We start from the raw sequence: 21,912 nt of genomic DNA, 5'->3' as shown, positions 1-21,912 counted from the left end.
AATCGATAAACTCACTATACTTATGCTTGCATTAAAGTATGTACGATTTCAGAAAAAATATAATTTCATAACTTTATCTTATCGAGAGCGGCGGAGGGATAGGCCCGATGAAGCCCGGCAACCGATTTGTATCCAGCGCGGGAAGCGTTGTACAAATGTCATGGTGCTAATTCCTACAATGGCGCAGGTTGCGGTCGTTGGCAGATGAGAAGGCATTGTCTTAATAAACCCACAGAGCCTCTTGCGATCTGCATCGATCGTTGGAGGTTTTTTTGTATAGAATAAGTGAAATATAAAGGGGGGGCGACGAGAGTTGATTAATCTAAAAGGGATAACAAAGGTTTATGGAAAAGGGAGTAATGCGGCAACAGCGCTTTCTGGATTGAATCTGTCCATCGAGAAAGGTGAAATATTCGGAGTCATCGGCCACTCTGGAGCGGGGAAAAGTACATTGATCCGTTGCATTAATCTGTTGGAACGTCCGACAGAAGGTGAGGTCTGGGTAGACGGTGTTGAACTAACTAGCCTTAACCAAGGTCAATTACAGGAACAGCGGCGCAAGATTGGGATGATTTTTCAACATTTCAATTTGCTTTCTTCGGCGACTGTGTATGATAATATTGCCTTTCCACTGCGACTTGCAGGTACATCTAGAACAGCTATTGATACAAAAGTGAAAGATCTGCTCGCTCTAGTTGGGCTTGAAGAACATACAGATAAGTATCCTTCTCAGTTATCTGGAGGACAAAAGCAGCGGGTCGGCATCGCCCGGGCACTAGCCAGTGACCCTGATGTACTGCTGTGTGACGAGGCCACTTCTGCGCTTGATCCCCAGACAACGGATTCCATTCTTAAGCTGCTGCTTGATATTAATAAAAGATTCCATTTGACCATTGTGCTGATCACACATGAAATGCATGTAATCCAGAGCATCTGCGACCGTGTCGCGGTCATACATGGTGGTGGGATTGTTGAACAAGGCAAAGTTACAGAGGTATTTCTCAAGCCGCAGCATGAGGTTACACGCGATTTCATCCGCAGTGAGACACAGAATGAAGGACCTCTTCGAGTGGCGCTTGATGCTGCTGCCGGGGATAACTCTCAAGCTGTCAAAATTACTTTTTTCGGAGAAAAAACTTACGGCTCGGCACTATCCGATGTCGTGCGTGATACGGGTGTGAGCTTTGCAATCTTACATGGTACCATCTCAACGATTAAAGATGTGCCTTATGGACAGATGATTGTGCGGTTTGAAGGGCCAGCTGAGGCGATTGCTGTAACGATCTCCAGACTAATTGCTCAAGGCCTTGATGTGGAGGTGATTTCGTAATGAATTTTGCAGATCTAAATTGGCAAGAAATGATCGATGCTACGGTTGCTACTATAAAAATGATATTTTTTTCCGGATTGTTCACAATTATTCTTGGTTTACCACTCGGAATTCTATTGTATTTATGGGGGAAATCGAATAGTATAGTAATCAGAGTAACTTACTCGGTCTTATCATTACTTGTAAATATCCTACGTTCCGTACCCTTTATCATTTTGATGGTGGCTCTAATTCCTTTCAGCAAAGCCGTTGTTGGAACCTCCATTGGTGTACTCGGTACGATTCCACCTCTGGTGATTGGTGCAGCTCCGTTTTTTGCCCGCTTGGTAGAGACGTCGTTAAGAGAGGTAGACCGCGGAGTCATCGAAGCCGCACAAGGTATGGGAGCATCGACGAACCAAATCGTTATGCGTGTTCTTTTGCCAGAAGCTCGTCCAGGTCTGCTAGCTGGAGTTACGATCACACTGGTTACACTGGTCTCCTATACAGCAATGGCTGGTATGGTTGGGGGCGGCGGATTAGGTGACTTGGCGATTCGTTACGGCTACCACCGCTATGAGACGGAGATTATGATTGTTTCTATATTATTTATTGTCGTACTGGTGCAATTGCTACAAATGGCCGGTGACCGACTCGTAAAACATTACACACGGAAATAAGGTACATCCATATATATCCTTATTCAATACAAAATATAGATTAGAGGGGGATTTACAATGAAAAAAGTACTACTTACATTTTTTAGCCTGACACTGGTTGCGGTGCTTGCGGCTTGCGGTAACAACAATGCATCTAATAATGCTGGGAGCTCGGCTGCTACAACAGCACCAAATGCAGAAGCAACAAGTGAACCTACTAAAGATCCTGTGAAACTGGTTATTGGTGCCTCACCTGTGCCTCATGCTGAAATTTTGAAGGCTATTGCTCCATTGCTTGAAAAAGATGGAATTACCCTTGAAATTAAAGAATTCACTGACTATATTCAACCTAACGTGCAGCTTGATGAGAAGGAGTTAGACGCTAACTTTTTCCAACACCAACCGTATCTGGATGACCAAAACAAAAATAATAAAACAGATCTGGTCTCCGTTGCATCCGTTCACGTTGAGCCTTTTGGAGCTTATTCCAAAAAAATCAAATCGATCGATGAGTTGGCTGATGGTGCAAAAGTTGCCATTCCGAACGATGCTACTAACGGTGGCCGTGCACTAATCCTACTTGCAAAAAATGGTCTGATTACCTTGAAAGATGATACAAACATTGCTGCAACGAAAGCAGATATCACTGAAAACAAGAAAAACCTCGACATCATTGAGTTGGAAGCGGCTATGCTCCCACGTCAACTGGATGAGGTAGACCTTGCTTTGATCAACACGAACTTTGCACTAGACGCTGGTCTTGTGCCAACTAAAGATGCGCTGTTCATCGAGGGTGTAGATTCCCCTTATGCTAACATTTTGGTAACCCGTCAAGACAATAAAGATTCCGAAGCCATCAAAAAGCTGGTTGCTGCCCTGAATTCTCCAGAAGCTAAAGCTTTCATTGAAGAAAAGTACGAAGGTGCGATCATTCCAGCGTTTTAAGGAATTAAGCTAAATTCGTCTATAGTCATAACAAGAACCCGCAGCCAAGTTGGCTTGCGGGTTTTATGTTCTAAGGTTGTGAGAGAATGTTAAATCCTCTATAATAAGAAAATCCCGATCTCCTTCACAGGAGAATCGGGAGGGTTATTGAACGGGATTTAGAATACTTGAACTACTTCTTCAACGCCTTCTACTTCTTCAAGGAGGGCGCGTTCAATCCCGGCTTTCAAGGTGATCGTGGAGCTTGGGCAGCTGCCGCAGGCACCCATAAGTTTCAACTTAACGATGCCGTCTTCCACATCGACCAGTTCTACGTCACCGCCATCGCGCTGCAGGAACGGACGAAGCTTATCCAGCACTTCTAGTACTTCATCATACATTTCGGTGCTTTGTGCATTCTCACTCATTTCTCAATCACTCCTTTCGTAAGTTCATTATAGTACAAAAAGTTAAAAAATAAAATGGTTAGGCGGAATAGGGAGATCATCATGAGACCAATTATTGAATTTTGTTCCAGCAACATGGGTCACGGAACAGACAAGCTAATGCATAAGCTGGAGGAAAATCCGGATTATGATGTCATTGAATACGGATGTCTGAACAATTGTGGAGAGTGTTATTTAATGCCTTTCGCCATGGTTGAAGGTGACATTATTGCAGCAGACACTGTTGTAGAGCTAGAAGAGAAAATTGAGGCCAAGATCAAAGAGCTTGAGGCTTGGTTTAATATAGATCTTGACTAAATTTCTCGAGAAAAAAAGAGGGAGCACTTCATAATCTAAATTATGGAGTGCTCCCTCTTTTTGGAACCTTACTTGAACAAAATCCACCAATTTGATCGATTAGGCAACATATTGGAGAGTGCAGGTGCTACCGTGAAGGTGCCACCGGACTCAGGCGACCTTATATTGAGTATTTTCCTACATTTGGATTGCTATCGGACCCCATAGTCACTATTCACCTGAAAAACAGCATAAATGAACCTCATTATAAGCAATAACTTCACTGGAGTCCGAAACTCTCCTCCAAAGGCTAAAAATTTGCGAATAAGGATATCTGAGTCCGTAGGGTATACGCACCAATAACGTAAGAAAGCTACTCTCGTGTTTATCTGAGAGTAGCTTCGTTGAATACTTATGAACCAATCTTAGGCTTATCCTAAAGTGCGTTTCGACATCCAGAGCACTCCGCTCTTGAGGATGCGGGGAACCCGTCCTTTGACGGAGCGTTGTCCCATAAGTCCGAATCCTGCTTTTTTGCCTAGTGACCCTAAAGTACCCTTCAGGCGAATAGGATGAAGCTTAGGAGTCTCACCGCGCCAGGTGGCTTGAATAACCTGAGCTACCTGCTCACCCTGTGCTCCAGCGGCTTGTGCGCTTGGTGCAAATGGCAGACTGGCACAGTCACCAATCACATATACCTCAGGATAATCCGGTATACGATAATACTCATCCAGCATAATCCGTCCACCGCGGTCCTTCGACACATTCAAATCTTGAACTACTTTTACAGGTTGAATTCCTGCGGTCCATACTGTCACATCTGAAAGGATTTCCTCGGTACCGTTAAAAATCGAATCCTTCTCTACATGAGATACAGAGATTCGTCCGAGCGTTTGCACCTGATGGTGATGAAACCATTCCTCTACGTACTGTGACAGCTTTGCCGGAAAGGCAGACAAAACACGTTCACCGCGATCCAGAATAGCAATGTTAAGGTCTGGACGGCTCTCCCGAAGCTCTGCGGCTAATTCAACACCGCTTAATCCTCCACCTACGATGTTTATCGTTCCGTAAGGCTTCACATCATTTAAACGGCGGTAGGTTTCCCGAGTACCAGCAAAGGTCTGGATGCTGCAGGTATATTGATCAGCACCAGGGATGTTGTGGTAATTATCGGTACAGCCAAGAGCAATGGCTAGGAGATCATAAGATACAATCTCACCGGATTCCATACTGACTATTTTGCTCTCCAAATCAATGGAACTCACTTCACCGTACCGGACAGTAAGCCGGGGGTGAACCGGAAAATGAATGCGCAGGTGATAATCAGTTACGGTACCTGCGGCGAGCGCATAATATTCCGTTTTGATTCCTTGATAAGGCATTCGGTCAATTAAGATAATTTCAACATCATGAGGAAGATGATTATTGAGTAATTCTTGAATTAAGGCTAGGCCGCCGTAGCCACCGCCAAGAACGAGTATTGTTCTCATGCTGACCGAACTTCCTTTCCAATATGGGATAACAAATCTCAGGTAGTCTTCTTATTCGTATACCTTAACCTCATTATAGAAAGTGTCACGTTCGACAGGAATTCGTCCAGCACCTTTCACTAGCCAGATCAATTCGTCGCGAGTCAGACCTTCCGGTGTTAAGGCGCCAGCCGCGTGGCTGATCCGTTCTTTTAGAATTGTGCCATGCACGTCTGATGCACCGAAGTTCAGCGCAACTTGAGTAAGCTGAGGGCCAATGTTAATGAAGTACGCTTTGATGTGATCGAAATTGTCCAACATCAATCTGCTGATCGCAATGGTCTTCAGATCCTCATAAGCAGAGTTGCGGCGCATGATGCCAGCGTTTTTATTCTTAGGCTGCATGGACAATGGAATGAATACCATAAAGCCATTGGTTTCGTCCTGCAAATCACGGATTTGCATCATATGGCGGATACGGTCTTCGTGAGATTCAATGGAGCCGTACAGCATAGTGGTATGGGTCTTCATCCCAAGCTGATGTGCTGTCCGATGGACTTCCAGATATTCTTCCACATTAGCTTTGTCTACACGCATTTTTTTACGATATTGGTCGGATAATATCTCTGCGCCACCACCGGTGAGTGTTTTAAGTCCAGCAGCACGCAATTGTTCCAGTACCTCACGAATACTCAAACCGCTAATACGGGTAAAGAAATCAATTTCAGCGGCAGTGTAGGCTTTTAAGGTAACCTCAGGAAAACGTTCGTTCAAAGCTTTTAAAGAATCCACATAATATTGGAAGGGAACCTTGTCGTTATGGCCACCAACAATGTGGAATTCGCGTACGCCTGGGTGGATATGTTGTTCGACATATTGCACCATTTCCTGACCGGAAAGGGTATAGGCTCCCTCTTCTCCATCATCTTTGCGGAAATTGCAGAATGCACAGTGCGATTCGCAAACATTGGTGAAATATAGACTCATGTTTTCGATAAAATATACCCGGTTGTGATTCTTGGCGATATTGACTTCATTCGCTAGCTGGCCAATGGTAAGTAAATCGTTGCTTTGATATAAATAAACGCCATCTTCCAAATTCAATCTTTCGCCGCTGCGAACCTTATCAATAATGTTCGCCATTCGGGCATCCGTGTGGGGAGTAAAAAGAGTAGACATATTATGATTTCCTCCTGAAAGTTTACGAGCAGATTGCTCGAAGATAAATTCCAGACGTACCCAAGTGGTAGCTGTTCATTCTAAAAAAGAAAGAGGCGAGCTTGCCTCCGTGACAAATTTCCGAATTTTTACTTAGAGTGCCTTCCCTATTATAAACCTACTCTCCTAAGGGTATCAACAGCTTGATATTGATGGTGTTTTTTGCTGTGAAGGGTCATGCCTAAGGCAGTTGTGACTTGAGGGTAACGGAATAGTCGGTTATACTGAATTTATCAAGCATAAACGTCATTGGCATCCTTATAAAGGTGATAAGCGTTTGAGCGAGAAATATAAGACATAAAGAATAGGTGCAACACTTATACTTTCTTATATTTTTAAGAAATAACTTTTGGCCGGAAGGCCCCTTAAACATAAGTTTCCGCTTATGAAGTGAGACGAATTTGTAGGAGGATGAGATCATGATTAATATTAGTGAAAAAGCAGCAGAACAATTAAAGGCGATGCTTGCTGAACAAGAAGTACCGAACATGTTCCTCCGTATTGGAGTAACGCCCGGCGGTTGCAGTGGATTCTCGTACGCTATGGGCTTTGATGATAATGAAACCGATCAGGACGTATATATGGACATTCAAGACATGAAAGTGGTTGTGGAGAAGGAGAACCTTCGTTACCTGGATGGTCTCGAAATCGACTTTGAAGAATCCGGCATGACGGGTGGCTTCACCATCAACAACCCTAATGCTACTGCAACCTGTGGCTGCGGCTCAAGCTTCCGTACAGCTACGGATGCAGGGAAACCTAACGAAGAGCCTTGCTAATAGCAGCAATCACGGCTCCAAGCCCCGTGTTGGATTCTAACAACACAGGCTTGGAGTTTTTTTTATTCTCAATGACAAAAATCATCACAAGGAGTTCGGAAATGGAAATCAGAAAATTAAAAGCTGGTGAACAGCCTCCATTAGAATTACTTCTATTAGCAGATCCTTCGGAGAGCTTAGTTAACGGATATTTACGAAGAGGGTTATGTTGTGTGGCTGAGGTAGATAACAGTATCATCGGAGTCTACGTTGTGCTGCAGACAAGACCGGAGACTGTAGAGATTGTTAATATCGCCGTCGACGAAAATAAACACGGACAAGGTATAGGAAAACAGCTGCTGAACCATGCGATTCAGAATGCCAAGCTGCTTGGGGCAAAAACCATTGAAATTGGCACAGGAAATTCGAGCGTTGGACAATTGGCACTTTATCAGAAATGCGGATTCAGAATCACCGGAATTGATAGAGACTTTTTTATTAGGCATTACAGCGAAGAGATCTTTGAAAATGGGATTCAAGTCATAGATATGATACGCCTGTCGCTAGATTTATGAGTAAAAGGGGAGTTTCTCAGAATGATATGCTCCCCATATAGTAGACAGGTGAAATAATAAAAACCTGTCGCTGTATGGGGAGCATTTTTATGGAACAAAAGAAGTATACAGCACTGGAAAAGTTAACGATTCTCCAAGAAATTGAACGGGGCGACATTGGTTTGAAAGCTGCGGCCCGGAAGTATGGAATATCCAAAAACTCTATAGTGAAGTGGCGGCAACGTTATCAATTGTATGGATACGAAGGGCTGGAAGTCCGAAGCTACAATCGTACGTATTCTGCAGAACTTAAACTCTATGCCGTTAAGGATTATCTCGAGGGAGGATTGTCGCAAAACCAAATCATCTGCAAGTATAAGATTGCAAGTGCAACCCAACTCGCCAACTGGATTAGGAAGTATAATGGTCATAGCAACAGCTTAACAGCTCATTCAGGAGGAACTAAAGCTATGACCAAAGGACGCGTAACCACTTGGCAGGAACGGATAAATATCGTGCTGTACTGCCTTTCGAACGGAGAAGACTATGCGAAGGCGGCAAGCCATTTTCACGTGTCTTACCAACAAGTATATAGCTGGGTAAAGAAGTACGAAGCAGGTGGTGAAGAGGCATTACGAGACGGTAGAGGACGCACCAAAGCGCCTGAAGAACTTACGGAAGCAGATCGCCACAAACTCGCGATGCAAAAGCTGGAATACGAGAATGCACGCCTGCGTGCGGAGAATGCTTTTCTAAAAAAGTTAGAGGAACTCGAAAAGAGGAGGCGTTAAGAACCATTCGCCAGGTGAATATCTACCTGGCCATTCAGGCTGTTCAGCAGGAACAGTCTTGCTCCATTCGGCTTTTGTGTGACATCGCAGGGATTTCACGGTCAAGTTATTACAAATGGTTGAATCGCAAACCCAGTTTTCGAGAGGCTGACAACGAGAAACTGACAGAGGCCATGCTCCTCTTGTATGAGAAGGTGGAACGAACCTTTGGGTATCGCCAATTGACCCTGCATTTGCGCAGACAAATGGATAAATCTATTAACGCAAAGCGAGTGTACCGGCTGATGAGATGCCAAGGTATCCAGTCAGTCATCCGCAGAAAGAGAAAGAAGTATGTAGGCTCCACGCCTCAGCAGGTTGCAGAGAATGTGCTGAACCGTAATTTTGAGGCTGAAGCTCCAAACCAAAAATGGGTAACGGATGTAACGGAATTCAAATACGGCAACGGCAAGAAGGCGTATTTAAGTGCAATAAAAGATCTGTATGACAAGTCCATTGTTGCTTACGTTCTGGGTCATTCCAATAATAATTCGCTAGTTTTTAACACACTGGAATTAGCTTTGCAGGCAGCACCGGAGAGCCGAACCTTACTCCATAGCGACCGTGGTTTCCAGTATACCTCTCTGCATTTTAAGAAGATGCTGGACGATGCAGAACTGAAGCAAAGCATGTCCCGAGTAGGCTGCTGCATTGACAATTCGCCGATGGAATCCTTCTGGGGAACATTGAAATGTGAGAAGTACTACTTACATACCTACCAGACCTTTGAAGAACTCCAAACAGATATTGATACCTACATTCACTTTTATAATAACGAACGGTTACAGGCAAAACTAAACGGCCTCAGTCCCATTGAATTTAGGACTAAGGCCGCTTAAACTACTTTTATTTTTTGTGCTGTCTACTTGACGGGGTGCAGTTCAGAAGCCATTTAATGTGCACTGGGGTAGCTCTTTATTCTTTTACATAGGAAGCAAACCATGTATCGCGAACCTTGTATCGGACACAGATGACCCTAAACGCCGCATTTCCCCATATTTGTGGTGCCAATGGACCGCATTGCCGCTATTGCTATGAAAATCAGTAAATATGAAGCTCTTTTTAAGCAATAGTGTCACTGGAGTCCGAAACGACGCCTAAAAGGTTGAAAATCTGCAAATAACGTCATCTGGGTCCGAAACGCTTATGGGTTAACGACACTGTTGAAGCAGATAGCTATTGATTAAAAACACAGAGCAGCGATTCTCCACATAACTGGAGAATCGCTGCTCTGTTGTTTTTTGCGATGGTCGGACCGTCTGTTCATAGAAATAAGCTGCTTATAGGCAGTCCCTGCGTACATTAGGCTGGAATAATAAACTTGTAATTAATCATAAATACGATGAGCGCTGCAGCTCCAAGGGAGAAGGCGATACAGCCCGTACCCAGTGCTCTGCGTTTGTCTTTAATAAATTTAAAGCCGATGGCGCAGATCAGTATAGTCGTTCCAGCCAATACAATGGACATCCCAAGCATAGCCACCCAATATAAAACCTCAAAAAACTGTGCCATTCTGAGCCCTCCCCGCGCTGTGCTTTTTAGTGATTCTGTTAGTACTCACTATAATAGTAGAAATTGAAAATGTAACCGCTATTAATAATACAACGATTTTGAAGATTATTCTAGTTATAGTGAACTCATCCATTAAGATAATGATGTCGAATTTCTTGAGAACTGAATCTACAAAATCCGCGGTTGTACCCTGTCGCTGTCGACTGATGCTGTGCTAAACACTAAGCCCTTTTTGCTAAGAGCGGCATCTTACACGGACAATCATACAAGAGGGCGAGACCTTCTCTGAGTAATGTATAGGGTAGGCTGGATTGTGAAGGGAGGGAAAGGACGATGGCAGGAAGACAATTGGCCAGTAAGTGGCTGAAGACAGAGGCGTTGCTGACCGATGCTCGGGTTGCACCCTATATCCCAATGACGAGGGGGTACAGGGCAGAAACGCTCCTGGCAATGCTTCGTAAATATGGAAATGTTGTCATTAAACCTATTGTGGGTGGCGGAGGTTACGGTGTAATCAAAGTTTTTCGGGATAGTTGCGGTTATGGATTCACCTATATGGACAGAACTCGAATTTACAAGGATTTTGGATCCATGAGACGTGCGCTTAATACTGTGAAAGCAAGACGCAGATATTTGATTCAACAAGGGATTTCCCTGGCGAGAATCGGCGGGCGGCCTATTGATTATCGGGTCAAAGTAGTTAAAAATGGTGATGTTTGGGAATTTCGCTCCATGGTAGGTAGATTGGCTCGGCCAGGTCTGTTCGTGACCAATCTTTGTAAAGGGGGAACGATGCTATCATGTCGTGAAGGACTTCGTAGATCGTTGCCGCGGATTAAAGCTTCAGCGAAGAAAGCAGAAATGCGGAGACTAACCCATGTATGTATCGGAATTATGGAACGGCATTTTCCGGGAATAGGTGAGCTGGGCTTTGATTATGCTGTAGATTATTCAGGGAAAATATGGATTCTGGAGGTTAATACAAGACCTCAATAAATTAACAATTATTTTAAGAATTGACGATAATAGAGTAGTAAGATAAAATTGCGTTTAGTTGCGTTCTTTTGGGGTAAATAACATTGTAATTTATTTACAATAAAAATATATTTTTAGCTGTATACAAGTGGTTCAATCCTGTGTATAACTATTATCCCCATAGTCCACTGTGTAGCTAGTACCTTTATAACGCTTACACACATTTTATACACAGGATTTCCACATGTACTTGTGGATAACGCGAACGCTTGTTCGAAAAATGATAGTTTGATATGATAGATTCAGATCCAAATAAAGGAAAGGTAGATGAAGTTTATGGTTGAATTGTCGGATGAGATGCTGCTTGACTCTTACCATAGAGCAATAGAGCTGCAACTAGAGCATGATTTCATCGCTCTTCTACTCGTTGAAATTCGCAAACGAAACTTACACTCTCCAGTACATGCGGTTCTTCATTAAAAAGCGCAAAGGATAACTTTGTAGCAGGCTACATATATAAAACCGCGAGGCACAAACAAACATAAAAGGGTATCCTCACAGGCTGTTATCAACAGGCCTGTAAGAATACCCTTTTTTATTGTGTTAATAGATTTAGAGTTTCATATTACTGCTGTGACCCGGTGAAAGCTTGGCTTCTGGATCAATGTACACCTTAGCATTATTCACAGCCGTTGGAGCTTCGCCAAATCCTACAGCAATCAGCTTCAGCTTACCAGGATAAGTTGTGATATCGCCGGCAGCAAATATGCCTGGAATACTTGTTTCCATACGCGAGTCAACAACAATGGAGTTCCCCTCAATCTCAATACCCCATTCGGCAATAGGACCTAGGGAAGAGATGAATCCGAAGTTAACAATAACGCTGTCCACTTCAATTTCTTGAGTTTCTTTGGTCTTGATATTTGACAATGTAACCTTAGTAATGAACTCTTCACCATGCAGCTCTGTAATTTCAGTAGGGGTAACTACGTTAACCTTGGAAGCCATCAGGTTCTCAACGCTATGTTCATGCGCACGGAATTTATCCCGGCGGTGAATCAGGGTTACCTGTTCAGCGATGGGTTCCAGCATGAGTGCCCAGTCAACTGCAGAGTCACCGCCACCGCTGATCAGAACTTTTTTATCTTTAAAGGCATTTAGATCATTTACAAAATAATGGAGGTTTGCTTTTTCAAAACGTCCAGCGTTGGGTAATTCCAAACGACGAGGTTCAAATGCACCTACACCAGCTGTAATGATGATCGCCTTACTGTGGTATTCGGCTACATCGGTTGTAACCACAAAATGACGTTCGTCCCGTTTTTGAACAGAAATCACTTTCTCCTCCAGCCGGATATTGGATTGGAACATATCCATTTGCCGAGACAGGTTGTCGACCAATTCTTGTGCTGTTACTTTTGGAAAACCTGCCACATCATAAATGTATTTTTCTGGATAAAGGGCAGCAAGTTGTCCCCCCAATTGGGGCATACTTTCAATAAGGGTTACTGATGCCTGACGCATTCCGCCGTAAAATGCGGCAAACATGCCAGCTGGCCCGCCACCTATGATTAAAAGGTCGCTCATAGGAACGCTGGATTGCTCTTGGGTCACGGGATATTACACCTCCGAGTTGATATATTCATTTTGCCATACTTGTGTACCTACTTATTATAATCATTGTGACACATACCTGCAAAGAAAGACTTTAGAAGTCAATAAAAGTGTGACGTTTTTTAGTATTTTAATGTTTGATTAATGCTACACTAAGGTTTACAATGGATATGGTCAATTTAGAAATGCTTCAAGTTTGATTGGAATTTCTTCTAAATATAAGTGTATAAATTCACAAAAAGGACCGTACATTGTTTCAATAAAAAATACAAAGACAGATTTACCTCTTGGAAGGAGCCGGAACATGAGTAGTATTCCCAAAATCGTTATCTTAGGCGCGGGCTATGGGGGTATTTTGACCGCACAGCGCTTGCAGAAGGCTTTGAATTATAATGAAGCGGATGTCACGCTTGTAAACCGTCACGAGTACCACTATTTTACTACCCATCTACATATGCCTGCCGCGGGTACGGACAGTATTGAACACACTCGGGTGTCCATTTCGAAACTAATCGATGAATTCAAGATCGACCTCGTGAAGTCATCTGTTCAGGAAATTCGTACTCAGCAGAAAAAGATTATTTTGGAGGATGGTACCCTATCGTACGATTATCTTGTCATTGCTTTAGGTGGAGAGCCTGAAACATTTGGTATTCCTGGACTTGATAAATACGCACTGACAATCCGGAGCATCAATTCCGTTCGTTTAATTCGCGAGCATATTGAATATCAATTCGCTAAGTACAAGAACGAGAACAATGCTCAGGAGCATATTAATTTTGTTGTCGGTGGTGCTGGCTTTAGCGGTATCGAATTTGTAGCTGAATTAGCTGACCGTATCCCTGGACTGTGTAAAGAATATGACGTTGATCCAAGTATGGTTAATATATATAACGTAGAGGCTGCTCCGACAGCACTGCCTGGTTTTGCTCCTGAGCTTGTTGAGTATGCGATGGACTTGCTCACCAAAAAGGGAGTTACCTTCAAGATGGGGGTTGCGATCAAGGAGTGTCTGCCAAACGGGGTGATTCTGGCATCAGGCGAAGAAATCAAAGCCTCCACAATTATTTGGACAGGCGGAATCCGTGGCAATCGTCTTATTGAGGCTGCCGGATTTGAAGCTATGCGTGGGCGCGTGAAGGTAGATGAATATCTACGTGCACCGGGCCAAGAGAATATCTTCATTATTGGTGATGGCTCCCTTATGATTAATCCGGAAGGACGCCCTTACCCGCCAACCGCTCAAATTGCTATGCAGCAGGGTGAATGCTGTGCGCATAATTTGGTAGCGGCAATCCGCAATCAACAGCCGAAGAAATTCGCATTCAGCAATAAAGGAACCGTGGCTTCCCTAGGCAAAGGCCAAGGAATCGCTGTAGTAGGCAGCAAAACTTACAAGGGCTGGACTGCAGCTCAGTTGAAAAAAGTTGTAGATATGCGCTACTTGTTCATTATCGGCGGAATTCCGCTGGTTCTGAAAAAAGGAAGATTCTTATAAGATGCGCCATTGCAGCGTACAGGTACGCGGACTGCTGACTCGGGAAGAATTGGACCGTTATAACGGACTGATAGAGGTTGGATCTTATCTGGAGGATCAGAACCAGTATGATCTGGCTTATATCGTTCAGAAGGAAATTGATCTGCTCATTCTCCCTGGTATCGAACGCCTGAAGGATAAAGGGCGCGCTCGGGATCGGGCCACGGCTGAATATCTGGAAAGTTTACGTGAAGATGAAGAGGATAACGAAGATGAGGATTCAGGAACTTCGGTGTCTTAATCTAATAATATGGTAATAAAAAGGGTGTGTCTCCATACGAACTGGAGACACACCCTTTTTTGTTATTACAGCTTGAGCATTTCTTCAAAAGATTCTTCAGTCAGCAGATTGCCGACATAAAAAGGTCCGAATTCGCCGTAACGAGCACTTACTTCGTCAAAACGCATTTCGTATACCAGCTTTTTGAATTGCAGTGCATCTTCAGCGAACAGAGTCACGCCCCATTCCCAGTCATCAAAACCGACGGAGCCGGTGATAATTTGCTTCACTTTGCCTGCATATGAACGTCCAATTAACCCGTGTGAAGCCATGAGTTCCCGGCGTTTGTCCATATCAAGCATGTACCAGTTATCGGCAAGCTCGCGTTTTTTGTTCATAGGATAGAAACAGATGTGTTTCGCTTGCGGTAAAATAGGCTTTAGCCGTGCGGCAACATGCGGATTCTGCATTGGATCGCTGCCGTCGCTACCACTGCCACCAGCAGCGTAGTTGCTTAATTCAACAATACTTACATATGAATAAGCTTTGGTTGTATATTGAGCAAAAGCGATTTTGTTAAAGGCGGTCTCAAGTTGGTTCAAAGCTTCTAGGCTTTCGCGCAAAAACATCATTACAAAATCGGCCTTTTGGCCCACTATGGAGTATACTGCGGTGCTGCCTTCTTTAGCTTCCTCAACAGGGCTCCATTCCTGCATAAAAGCATGTAGTTCTTCCAGGGCAACGGCACGTTCTTCATCATCTGCTGCCGTCCAAGCGGTCCAGTTCAGAGAGCGGAAGTCATGCAGTGCATACCAGCCTTCCAGTGTCAAAGCGGCTTCGATCATGATCTCACTCCTTAAAAGTTTTACGAAGCATAAGCCTCGCCCAAAATAACATCGCGTAAAACTCGCAATTGAAGCATAAACTTAGTCTTACGAAGCATCTGCTTCATAGGCTATGTATGATCTGATTAATCTACTTGCATTGTATCGCAATCAAGCCGCCAAGAGCAAACGGAGGCATCCTGTAAGTGTGCGAATTAGTGCGTGAATTTGAATAAAGTTCATTGCTTCGTGACATTTTTTCTAGTAAACTTACTACTAGCTTGTAAAAGATGTGCGCTTCTTTATAGAAAGGGGTGGAGACGGTAAGATGGGATTTATTCCAGTGTTTATCCTAGCCGTTTTATTCTTTGTGATGATGTTTGGTATCGGCTTTATTCTTAACATGTTAATGAAGACAACCTGGTTCCCCGCTTATCTATTCGTACTTATTATTCTACCCGTCGTAATCTATTCTATTTGGGATAGAAACGCGATGTCGCTCTGGGAGCATCTCTCCAGTTTCCACTTTGTTGATTATCTTACAGGTGTCGCTGGTCTTGCAGGTGCTATACTTAGTGGATGGACCATTCAAAAGCTGCGCTTTGGCGGTTACAAGATGTTTTAAAGATTCGAAAGAGCCTATGTTATGAATCAGTCTTATATTTCTGCGAGAAACGGGATACCTTCCTCTTTAGAGGACGGCGAAGCCGTTTCTTCTTGTTTAATAGAGGTAGATATTCGTAAGAAGAAGTTGATTATATTGCGAAAAGAGTCGAAATTGGGATTTTATTTACATTTTCGCTATGTTAATTTGTGATAGAATAGAATCCTGTATGAATTCGTGTAAACAAGGGGGTATCCGTAGATGCGGATGAGTAACTTACATCATTTCACCGAACATCATCGGTACTGCGTTTCCCGCGAATTTGGTCTTAGTGTTATAGATGGACGTATGCTTAGCTCTGTATATCAACCTATGGTGGGAGCCTTTGCAATCAGTTTCTATCGCTTGCTGGTTGAACATGTGCCAGCAGATAGCATTGGCTATTCTGGAGTGGAGCAACAGCGCAGGCTATTTATGACTTTGGGTGTTGAACCCAATGAGAAAGGCCGCAAATATTTAATTGATCAGGCTTCCCGGTTAGAAGCAGTGGGTCTGTTGCAGACCTGTCGAATCTATGTGCCGGAAACAGATGATTATTTATATGAATATGAGCTAATGCCGCCGCTATCGCCAGCCGACTTTTTTGCCACTCAGCATTTAACCTTGCTGTTACGTGATAAGATTGGCAAATTTGCTGTGCTGTCCTTACGGGAACAGTTCTGGAATCGCGAGCCGGAAGAGTGGAGTCGCAGATCTATAGGCAAAGAGAATATTTCCGTGCCTTTTTATGATATTTTTCAACTTAATACACATGTCATTGATTATGAGTTGGAGCAAGCTTTGGCAGAGGTAGCCTCTGTTCGACAGCCCGGCACGCTTGAATCCGGAGAGCAGGCAATCGGATATAGTGACATTATTTTGCGTTTTCCACGGGAGTCTGTGAATCGGGCTCATGTAGAAAAACTGCGCTTCGACCATACTCAAATGGGTGTAATTAACTATGTTGCTCATAAATACGAACTGAGTCCGCAGGATTTATGTCGTTTGCTGGATGAGGATGGAGTGTTCTCACCGGAGGGCGAGGTAATGCTGGATGCGTTGCAATATAAAGCGAGCCAACATTTCAGGCAAGATATGAAACGACAGGAAAAACGTGAAATTGCGGCTGCAAAAGTTGTTTCCATCCGGTCCAGTGCGACCGAAGAGAATGATGATTCTATAGCACCACCAGAGCAATCAGTTGAGATGGAGTATTATGTAGAAGTACCGCCACAATTTTTGTCCAAATGCGACATTCACCAATATAATATGATGCTGCGTAACGAACCTTATACAAGACTGCTACAAACCTTTTTCCCGGGTGCAGTGCCCAGCCATCTGATGGATATGTTCGAGAAAATAGATCTGAACTATAAGCTGAGCGGTGAAGTAATTAATGTACTCATTCATTATTTAATGACTATGGTAGCTTCGGGTGGAGAACAGCGGATGAACCGCAATTTTGTAGAGGCTATCGCCTCCAATATGCTGGTTAAACAAGTGAACACCTATGAGAAGGCTGTAAGATATATTAGAGATCAGTCCAAAGTGAAGGGCAAGGGGACAACGGCTAATACTGCTGGAGGTACACGATCACGTTCTTATGCCAAAAATACAGGCCGATCCAATAAACCGGAAATTCCGATTGTGCTGGATGATGGAAGTGCCGGAACAGTATCGGAAGAGGAATTCGCGGCGATGATGAAGAAAGCGGCAGAAATTAAGGCTAGTAAGAAAAAAGGCGTATCGCAAACGCCTTAATGAAAGAGAGGTGGAACAATGGAGTCTATGGGCGATGTACTTCGTTCGATCAACAATCCAACTCTACGGCAGCGTCAACGCGATCTTGAACAGGGGTTATTCAATCATCCACTTGTGAAGGCATTACAGTCCGAACATCCTGAGCTGGACGAATCACGACTGCGGCTTCATATGAGTCGCCTGTATCAATATGTAGAGGAAAGCCGAAACTGTGCGAACTGCCCAGGACTAGAGAAGTGTCCAAATGATTTTCCTGGCCATTATAGTAAACTAACGGTAGAAACTGTGAATGGTTCAGTGGATCTATATGAACGCAAGACGGCATGCCGACTTAAAGTGGCACAAGATAATCAGGATAATATCCGCAAACGTATTCGTAGCTTTTATGTGGACGAGCGTGTACTTAACGGCGGTTATGATGAGATAGATATTATGGGCAAAGACCCGCGTCGGGTCTCGGCTGTGAATAAAATATTTGATTATATCACCAGTGTTAAAGAGGAAGGCCTGACTTCACGCGGCATTTATTTACATGGCTCTTTCGGAACAGGCAAAACTTTTTTGATGTGTTATTTGCTGCATGAGCTTGCTGTTGCTGGATATACCGGAGTGATCGTATACATGCCAGACTTTATAGAGGACTTGAAATCGATCATGATGGATGGCCAGAAAATGAAGGAAACTGTCGATACGATGAAAAACTGTGATTTGCTTATTTTTGATGACATTGGTGCGGAAAATTTGAATCCTTGGGCTCGTGATCATGTACTTGGGGCGATCTTGAATTATCGGATGAACCGCAAACCAACCTTCTATACCTCGAATTATCCATTGGATGGCTTGGAGAAACATCTTAGCTTTACGAGCAAAGATGGTGAAGAGGTCTATAAAGGCCAACGACTAATGGATCGCATTGCTCCTTTTGTGGATGTGCTTCCACTGCATGGGGAGAATCAGCGAGGGGCCAATAGATAAGCTGGAATATTCATAATGTAAAATTTAAAAGAGCAGTGATTCCCCTTTTATTGGAGGATCGCTGCTCTTCGTTTTTTTAGTTATTCGAACTCAAACGCCGCTTTTTCCATGCTGCGAAGCAGGATCGTCGGAAGTCTTGAGTGTACTTTAATTGTCCAAACACACTTTCCGGTTGCAACATCTGGCGGGCATACTCACTCTGATCGATAATTAGGGAATACCTCCCTAAAATTCAGAGGTTTCTGCTCATTAGACTACTAATTAGGGAATATCTCCCTAAAAATGAACTGATTCGTCAGCGAAAATAGATATTCTCCCGATTATTAGGGAGGAATTCCCTGATTCCGTTCATTTATAGCAAATATCGGCTATAATCAGGGAGGTTTTCCCTCATTATTCTCAAAAAAAGAAGCCGTCCCATAAGTAGCATTCACTACTTTTGAGACAACTTCTTTTTATTGTGCGATGATTCCTTTACTCCGAGAGAATGAATTTAAGGATGACCATTCCGAAAAAGACAACCGTCATAAACGTGGTCATTCCGAAAAATCCGGTCATTAAATCCCCAAGATCATTGCGGGGTTCTTCGTTGATATGTTCTCGTGGGTCCCGTACTTGCGCGTTAACATCCATAGTTTCTGCCTCCTTACAGGGACAAGCCCTGTATTGTTAGATGCAAATTGACATTAGTTTTATGAAATAAGTCATTGACAATTAATGCGCTTTCTTTAAGTATACCGAAATGCTGGGGAGGTTGTAAAGAAAAGAGTACGCAAAAAAAATACATTGAAGGCAATATAATTGCGAGTGATATTTCACATATCCCATAAAGATATGTTATACTTGTAATGTGTCGGTAAGTGGTAATTTGGTTATCATATTACATGAAACAATTTATTAACTCATATTTCGGAGCAGCTTCCATGAACTAAGCTTTGGCTTAAGATGTGCGTGATGCTTCGCAAAACTTAAAGGAGGAACAATATCATGGCTATCGTGAACGTGTCTGACCAATCCTTCAGTAACGAAGTGGAAGGTCAAGGTACTGTAGTAGTAGACTTCTGGGCTCCTTGGTGTGGTCCTTGTAAAATGCTCGCTCCAATCTTGGATGAATTGTCCACAGAGCTGGGAGACGACGTGAAAATTGCAAAATTGAATGTGGATGAGAATCCGGAAACGGCTTCCCGTTTTGGTGTTATGAGTATCCCAACTCTGATCTTCTTCAAAGATGGTCAACCGGTAGATAAAGTTGTGGGACTGAACTCCAAAGAATCCCTGAAAAATATCGTAGCAAAACATCAATAATTGATAGATGCTACTGTTCGGGCCTCGGCCCTGCCACTCAGCGCCTTCGGTTCATTCCGGAGGCGTTTTGTGTGCTGAATGCCAACTAATCATGGGTCCAATTTAGCTGGAGGGGATCATTTTGGACAATATCCGCAATAAACTGGCACTACTACCCGATCTGCCTGGCTGCTATCTGATGAAGAATCAGGAAGGCACTATTATTTATGTGGGCAAAGCGAAGGTACTCAAGAATCGGGTGCGGTCTTATTTTACAGGCAGTCATAATGGTAAAACGCAGCGGCTTGTCGCTAATATTGCTGATTTCGAATACATCGTTACGTCCAGTAACATGGAAGCGCTCATTCTAGAGTGTAATCTGATTAAGAAACATATGCCGCGTTATAATGTGCTTTTGAAAGACGACAAGACGTTTCCTTATATAAAAATAACGAATGAAACTCACCCGCGCCTTGAGGTTACACGCCGGGTGATTAAAGATAAAGCAAAATATTTTGGCCCTTATCCTAATGCTTATGCTGCTCAGCAGACAAAAAAGCTCCTAGATCGTATGTACCCGCTTCGTAAATGCGGTGTGATGCCAAAGGAGGTCTGTCTTTACTATCACATGGGCCAGTGTCTGGCACCGTGTGAGAAGGAGGTTCAGAAATCCGAGTATGAGCAGATTACGCAGGATATCGCTGCTTTTCTAGGCGGAGGTCATGAGGCGGTTAAAAAGGATTTACAGCAAAAAATGCAAGAAGCTGCTGAGGAGTTATATTTTGAGCGGGCGAAGGAACTGCGGGATCAGATTATCCATATCGATGCATTGATGGAGAAGCAGAAGATCAACACTACAGATACTAAGGACCGGGACGTATTTGGTTATGCTGTAGACAAGGGATGGATGTGTGTACAGATTCTGTACATGAGACAAGGGAAGATGATTCAGCGCCATTCCTCCGTGTTCCCGTTCTATGGTGAAGCCTACAGTGACTTTATGTCTTATGTGACGCAGTATTACAGTGATAATCCCGCTTTGCCGCAGGAGATTCTGCTGCCGGATGTGCTCGATGAGGAGTCTCTGGCTAATAAAGAGGCTAAACCTGAGATCACGATAGCTGCTCCAGCAGAAGCGGATTTACAACAGGGTGAAGATACTCCTGAATCGGCTGAAGAGGCTGAGGCACGTGCGACGGCGGAGGAGGAAGCTGCTGCAGCTGGGATCGTGGATGCCGCCGGCGGCGCCTCCATTCTGCAGGAGTGGCTGGGCATTAAGGTGCTTGTGCCACAACGCGGTCTTAAGAAGCAGATGGTTGGCATGGCCTGTCAAAATGCAAGAGTGGCTATCGACGAGAAATTCCGGCTGATTGAACGGGATGAAGAGCGTACCTCTGGAGCAGCGATCAGCTTAGGTGAGAGCTTGGGTCTTGAACGCTTGAGCCGCATTGAGGCGTTCGATAACTCGAACATTCAGGGGACTAACCCGGTCTCAGCGATGGTTGTCTTCATTGATGGCAAGCCTGCACGAAAAGAGTATCGTAAATATAAGGTTCGTACGGTAGTGGGTGCGGATGATTATGGAACGATGCGCGAGGTCATTCGGCGGCGATATGAACGGGTATTGAAGGAGAATCTTCCGATACCGGATCTTATCGTGGTCGATGGCGGGAAAGGGCAAATCTCCTCTGCTATTGATATTCTGGAGAATGAGCTGGGATTATTCATTCCGGTCTGCGGCCTTGTTAAGGATGATAAGCATAAGACGGCTCAGCTTTTGGTTGGAGATCCGCCAGAACCTGTCGCGCTAGCCCGGGACAGTCAGGAATTTTACCTTTTGCAACGGATTCAGGATGAGGTCCATAGGTTCGCGATCACCTTCCACCGTGAACAGCGCGGGAAGTCCATGGTTACCTCCAAGCTGGATTCTATACCTGGTATAGGTGAGAAGCGCCGTAAAGCGTTGCTTAAGCATTTCGGATCGCTTAAGAAAATTAAAGAAGCCTCCGTGGATGATTTCCGTACACTTTCTATTGGAGAAAAGCTGGCAAGACAAATTCTTGATGCGCTCAAGGACGAAGAGCCAACCTCATAGCAATG

23 protein-coding genes and 1 riboswitch are annotated in these 21,912 nt (G+C 43.9%); of the genes, 16 read left to right on the top strand and 7 right to left on the bottom strand.

The features are described 5' to 3' along the window. Positions 1-75: 75 nt before the first annotated feature. Positions 76-211: riboswitch (SAM riboswitch) on the top strand. A gap of 102 nt (positions 212-313) precedes the next feature. The 3 genes from NYE72_RS25720 to NYE72_RS25710 are packed head-to-tail and all read left to right on the top strand — an operon-like array spanning position 314 to position 2,913. Beyond that, positions 314-1,330, top strand: a complete 1,017-nt coding sequence (locus NYE72_RS25720; protein WP_036685258.1) for a methionine ABC transporter ATP-binding protein — start codon at positions 314-316, stop codon at positions 1,328-1,330. Next, the gene (locus NYE72_RS25715; RefSeq protein WP_076141971.1) at positions 1,330-1,989 is read left to right on the top strand and encodes a methionine ABC transporter permease; all 660 of its coding nucleotides are present in this window, start codon (positions 1,330-1,332) and stop codon (positions 1,987-1,989) included. The genes NYE72_RS25720 and NYE72_RS25715 overlap by 1 nt, the downstream gene beginning before the upstream one ends. Positions 1,990-2,046: 57 nt before the next feature. Beyond that, positions 2,047-2,913: a MetQ/NlpA family ABC transporter substrate-binding protein gene (locus NYE72_RS25710; RefSeq protein ID WP_036685252.1), complete on the top strand. Its 867-nt coding sequence runs from the start codon at positions 2,047-2,049 to the stop codon at positions 2,911-2,913. Between the two features lie 158 nt (positions 2,914-3,071). Here NYE72_RS25710 and NYE72_RS25705 read toward each other — a convergent pair whose 3' ends face one another. Beyond that, entirely contained in the window at positions 3,072-3,320 is a 249-nt protein-coding gene (locus NYE72_RS25705) for a NifU family protein (protein ID WP_036685249.1), read from the bottom strand. A gap of 81 nt (positions 3,321-3,401) precedes the next feature. On the opposite strand from NYE72_RS25705, the gene NYE72_RS25700 reads away from it, so the two are divergent. Then, complete coding sequence (locus tag NYE72_RS25700) at positions 3,402-3,656, top strand: YuzB family protein (protein WP_076105303.1); 255 nt, start codon at positions 3,402-3,404, stop codon at positions 3,654-3,656. Between the two features lie 410 nt (positions 3,657-4,066). Here NYE72_RS25700 and NYE72_RS25695 read toward each other — a convergent pair whose 3' ends face one another. Both NYE72_RS25695 and mqnE read right to left on the bottom strand, forming a co-directional pair. Then, positions 4,067-5,128 (bottom strand): NAD(P)/FAD-dependent oxidoreductase, encoded by a 1,062-nt coding sequence (locus tag NYE72_RS25695; protein ID WP_076099373.1) that lies wholly within the window; start codon positions 5,126-5,128, stop codon positions 4,067-4,069. 51 nt (positions 5,129-5,179) lie between these two features. Beyond that, entirely contained in the window at positions 5,180-6,286 is a 1,107-nt protein-coding gene (gene mqnE, locus NYE72_RS25690) for an aminofutalosine synthase MqnE (RefSeq protein WP_036685236.1), read from the bottom strand. A 458-nt stretch (positions 6,287-6,744) separates the two neighbouring features. Between mqnE and NYE72_RS25685 the strand changes: the two genes are divergently transcribed. From NYE72_RS25685 to NYE72_RS25675, 3 genes are all read left to right on the top strand, one after another. After that, entirely contained in the window at positions 6,745-7,104 is a 360-nt protein-coding gene (locus NYE72_RS25685; RefSeq protein WP_036685235.1) for an iron-sulfur cluster assembly accessory protein, read from the top strand. Positions 7,105-7,205: 101 nt separating this feature from the next. Beyond that, positions 7,206-7,658: a GNAT family N-acetyltransferase gene (locus NYE72_RS25680; RefSeq protein WP_036685234.1), complete on the top strand. Its 453-nt coding sequence runs from the start codon at positions 7,206-7,208 to the stop codon at positions 7,656-7,658. An 89-nt stretch (positions 7,659-7,747) separates the two neighbouring features. Then, positions 7,748-9,306, top strand: a protein-coding gene (locus NYE72_RS25675) for an IS3 family transposase (protein ID WP_094903917.1) whose coding sequence is annotated in 2 segments (ribosomal slippage) — positions 7,748-8,381 and positions 8,381-9,306 — 1,560 coding nt in all. Because the reading frame shifts where the segments join, the coding sequence is not laid out codon by codon here. Positions 9,307-9,769: 463 nt separating this feature from the next. Here NYE72_RS25675 and NYE72_RS25670 read toward each other — a convergent pair. Further along, positions 9,770-9,979, bottom strand: a complete 210-nt coding sequence (locus tag NYE72_RS25670; RefSeq protein ID WP_036685233.1) for a hypothetical protein — start codon at positions 9,977-9,979, stop codon at positions 9,770-9,772. 333 nt (positions 9,980-10,312) lie between these two features. Here NYE72_RS25670 and NYE72_RS25665 point away from each other — a divergent pair, with 333 nt between their 5' ends. Both NYE72_RS25665 and sda read left to right on the top strand, forming a co-directional pair. Further along, positions 10,313-10,975, top strand: coding sequence for a YheC/YheD family protein (locus NYE72_RS25665; RefSeq protein ID WP_339210724.1), 663 nt, complete (start codon positions 10,313-10,315; stop codon positions 10,973-10,975). 315 nt (positions 10,976-11,290) lie between these two features. Then, positions 11,291-11,434: a sporulation histidine kinase inhibitor Sda gene (gene sda, locus NYE72_RS25660; protein ID WP_036685584.1), complete on the top strand. Its 144-nt coding sequence runs from the start codon at positions 11,291-11,293 to the stop codon at positions 11,432-11,434. 132 nt (positions 11,435-11,566) lie between these two features. Here sda and NYE72_RS25655 read toward each other — a convergent pair whose 3' ends face one another. Next, positions 11,567-12,541, bottom strand: coding sequence for an NAD(P)/FAD-dependent oxidoreductase (locus tag NYE72_RS25655; RefSeq protein WP_036685581.1), 975 nt, complete (start codon positions 12,539-12,541; stop codon positions 11,567-11,569). 331 nt (positions 12,542-12,872) lie between these two features. Between NYE72_RS25655 and NYE72_RS25650 the strand changes: the two genes are divergently transcribed. Beyond that, positions 12,873-14,066 carry an NAD(P)/FAD-dependent oxidoreductase gene (locus tag NYE72_RS25650; protein ID WP_036685230.1) on the top strand — a complete coding sequence of 398 codons (1,194 nt, stop codon included), beginning with the start codon at positions 12,873-12,875 and terminating at the stop codon, positions 14,064-14,066. A 1-nt stretch (position 14,067) separates the two neighbouring features. Then, the gene (locus NYE72_RS25645) at positions 14,068-14,346 is read left to right on the top strand and encodes a hypothetical protein (RefSeq protein ID WP_076103726.1); all 279 of its coding nucleotides are present in this window, start codon (positions 14,068-14,070) and stop codon (positions 14,344-14,346) included. 65 nt (positions 14,347-14,411) lie between these two features. Here the strand turns inward: NYE72_RS25645 and hemQ are convergent, their stop codons facing one another. Beyond that, the gene (hemQ, locus tag NYE72_RS25640; RefSeq protein ID WP_036685226.1) at positions 14,412-15,170 is read right to left on the bottom strand and encodes a hydrogen peroxide-dependent heme synthase; all 759 of its coding nucleotides are present in this window, start codon (positions 15,168-15,170) and stop codon (positions 14,412-14,414) included. 307 nt (positions 15,171-15,477) lie between these two features. On the opposite strand from hemQ, the gene NYE72_RS25635 reads away from it, so the two are divergent. The 3 genes from NYE72_RS25635 to dnaI all read left to right on the top strand — a co-directional run bounded on the left by NYE72_RS25635 (position 15,478) and on the right by dnaI (position 18,528). After that, complete coding sequence (locus tag NYE72_RS25635; RefSeq protein ID WP_036685224.1) at positions 15,478-15,774, top strand: YuiB family protein; 297 nt, start codon at positions 15,478-15,480, stop codon at positions 15,772-15,774. 240 nt (positions 15,775-16,014) lie between these two features. Next, positions 16,015-17,553: a DnaD domain protein gene (locus tag NYE72_RS25630; RefSeq protein WP_076134189.1), complete on the top strand. Its 1,539-nt coding sequence runs from the start codon at positions 16,015-16,017 to the stop codon at positions 17,551-17,553. Positions 17,554-17,571: 18 nt separating this feature from the next. Continuing rightward, positions 17,572-18,528, top strand: coding sequence for a primosomal protein DnaI (dnaI, locus tag NYE72_RS25625; protein ID WP_036685219.1), 957 nt, complete (start codon positions 17,572-17,574; stop codon positions 18,526-18,528). A gap of 474 nt (positions 18,529-19,002) precedes the next feature. Here the strand turns inward: dnaI and NYE72_RS25620 are convergent, their stop codons facing one another. Then, complete coding sequence (locus NYE72_RS25620) at positions 19,003-19,161, bottom strand: YqzM family protein (protein ID WP_094902239.1); 159 nt, start codon at positions 19,159-19,161, stop codon at positions 19,003-19,005. Between the two features lie 354 nt (positions 19,162-19,515). On the opposite strand from NYE72_RS25620, the gene trxA reads away from it, so the two are divergent. Both trxA and uvrC read left to right on the top strand, forming a co-directional pair. Continuing rightward, positions 19,516-19,833, top strand: a complete 318-nt coding sequence (gene trxA / locus NYE72_RS25615) for a thioredoxin (RefSeq protein WP_036679814.1) — start codon at positions 19,516-19,518, stop codon at positions 19,831-19,833. A 121-nt stretch (positions 19,834-19,954) separates the two neighbouring features. After that, on the top strand, positions 19,955-21,907 hold the full coding sequence (gene uvrC / locus NYE72_RS25610; RefSeq protein ID WP_305953825.1) for an excinuclease ABC subunit UvrC: 1,953 nt from the start codon (positions 19,955-19,957) through the stop codon (positions 21,905-21,907). The last annotated feature ends 5 nt before the right edge of the window (positions 21,908-21,912 follow it).

This window comes from Paenibacillus sp. FSL L8-0333 (assembly GCF_037965665.1).
GTDB classification, from domain to species: Bacteria; Bacillota; Bacilli; order Paenibacillales; family Paenibacillaceae; genus Paenibacillus_AQ; species Paenibacillus_AQ odorifer.
This window is presented reverse-complemented; position numbering and strand designations above follow the sequence as displayed.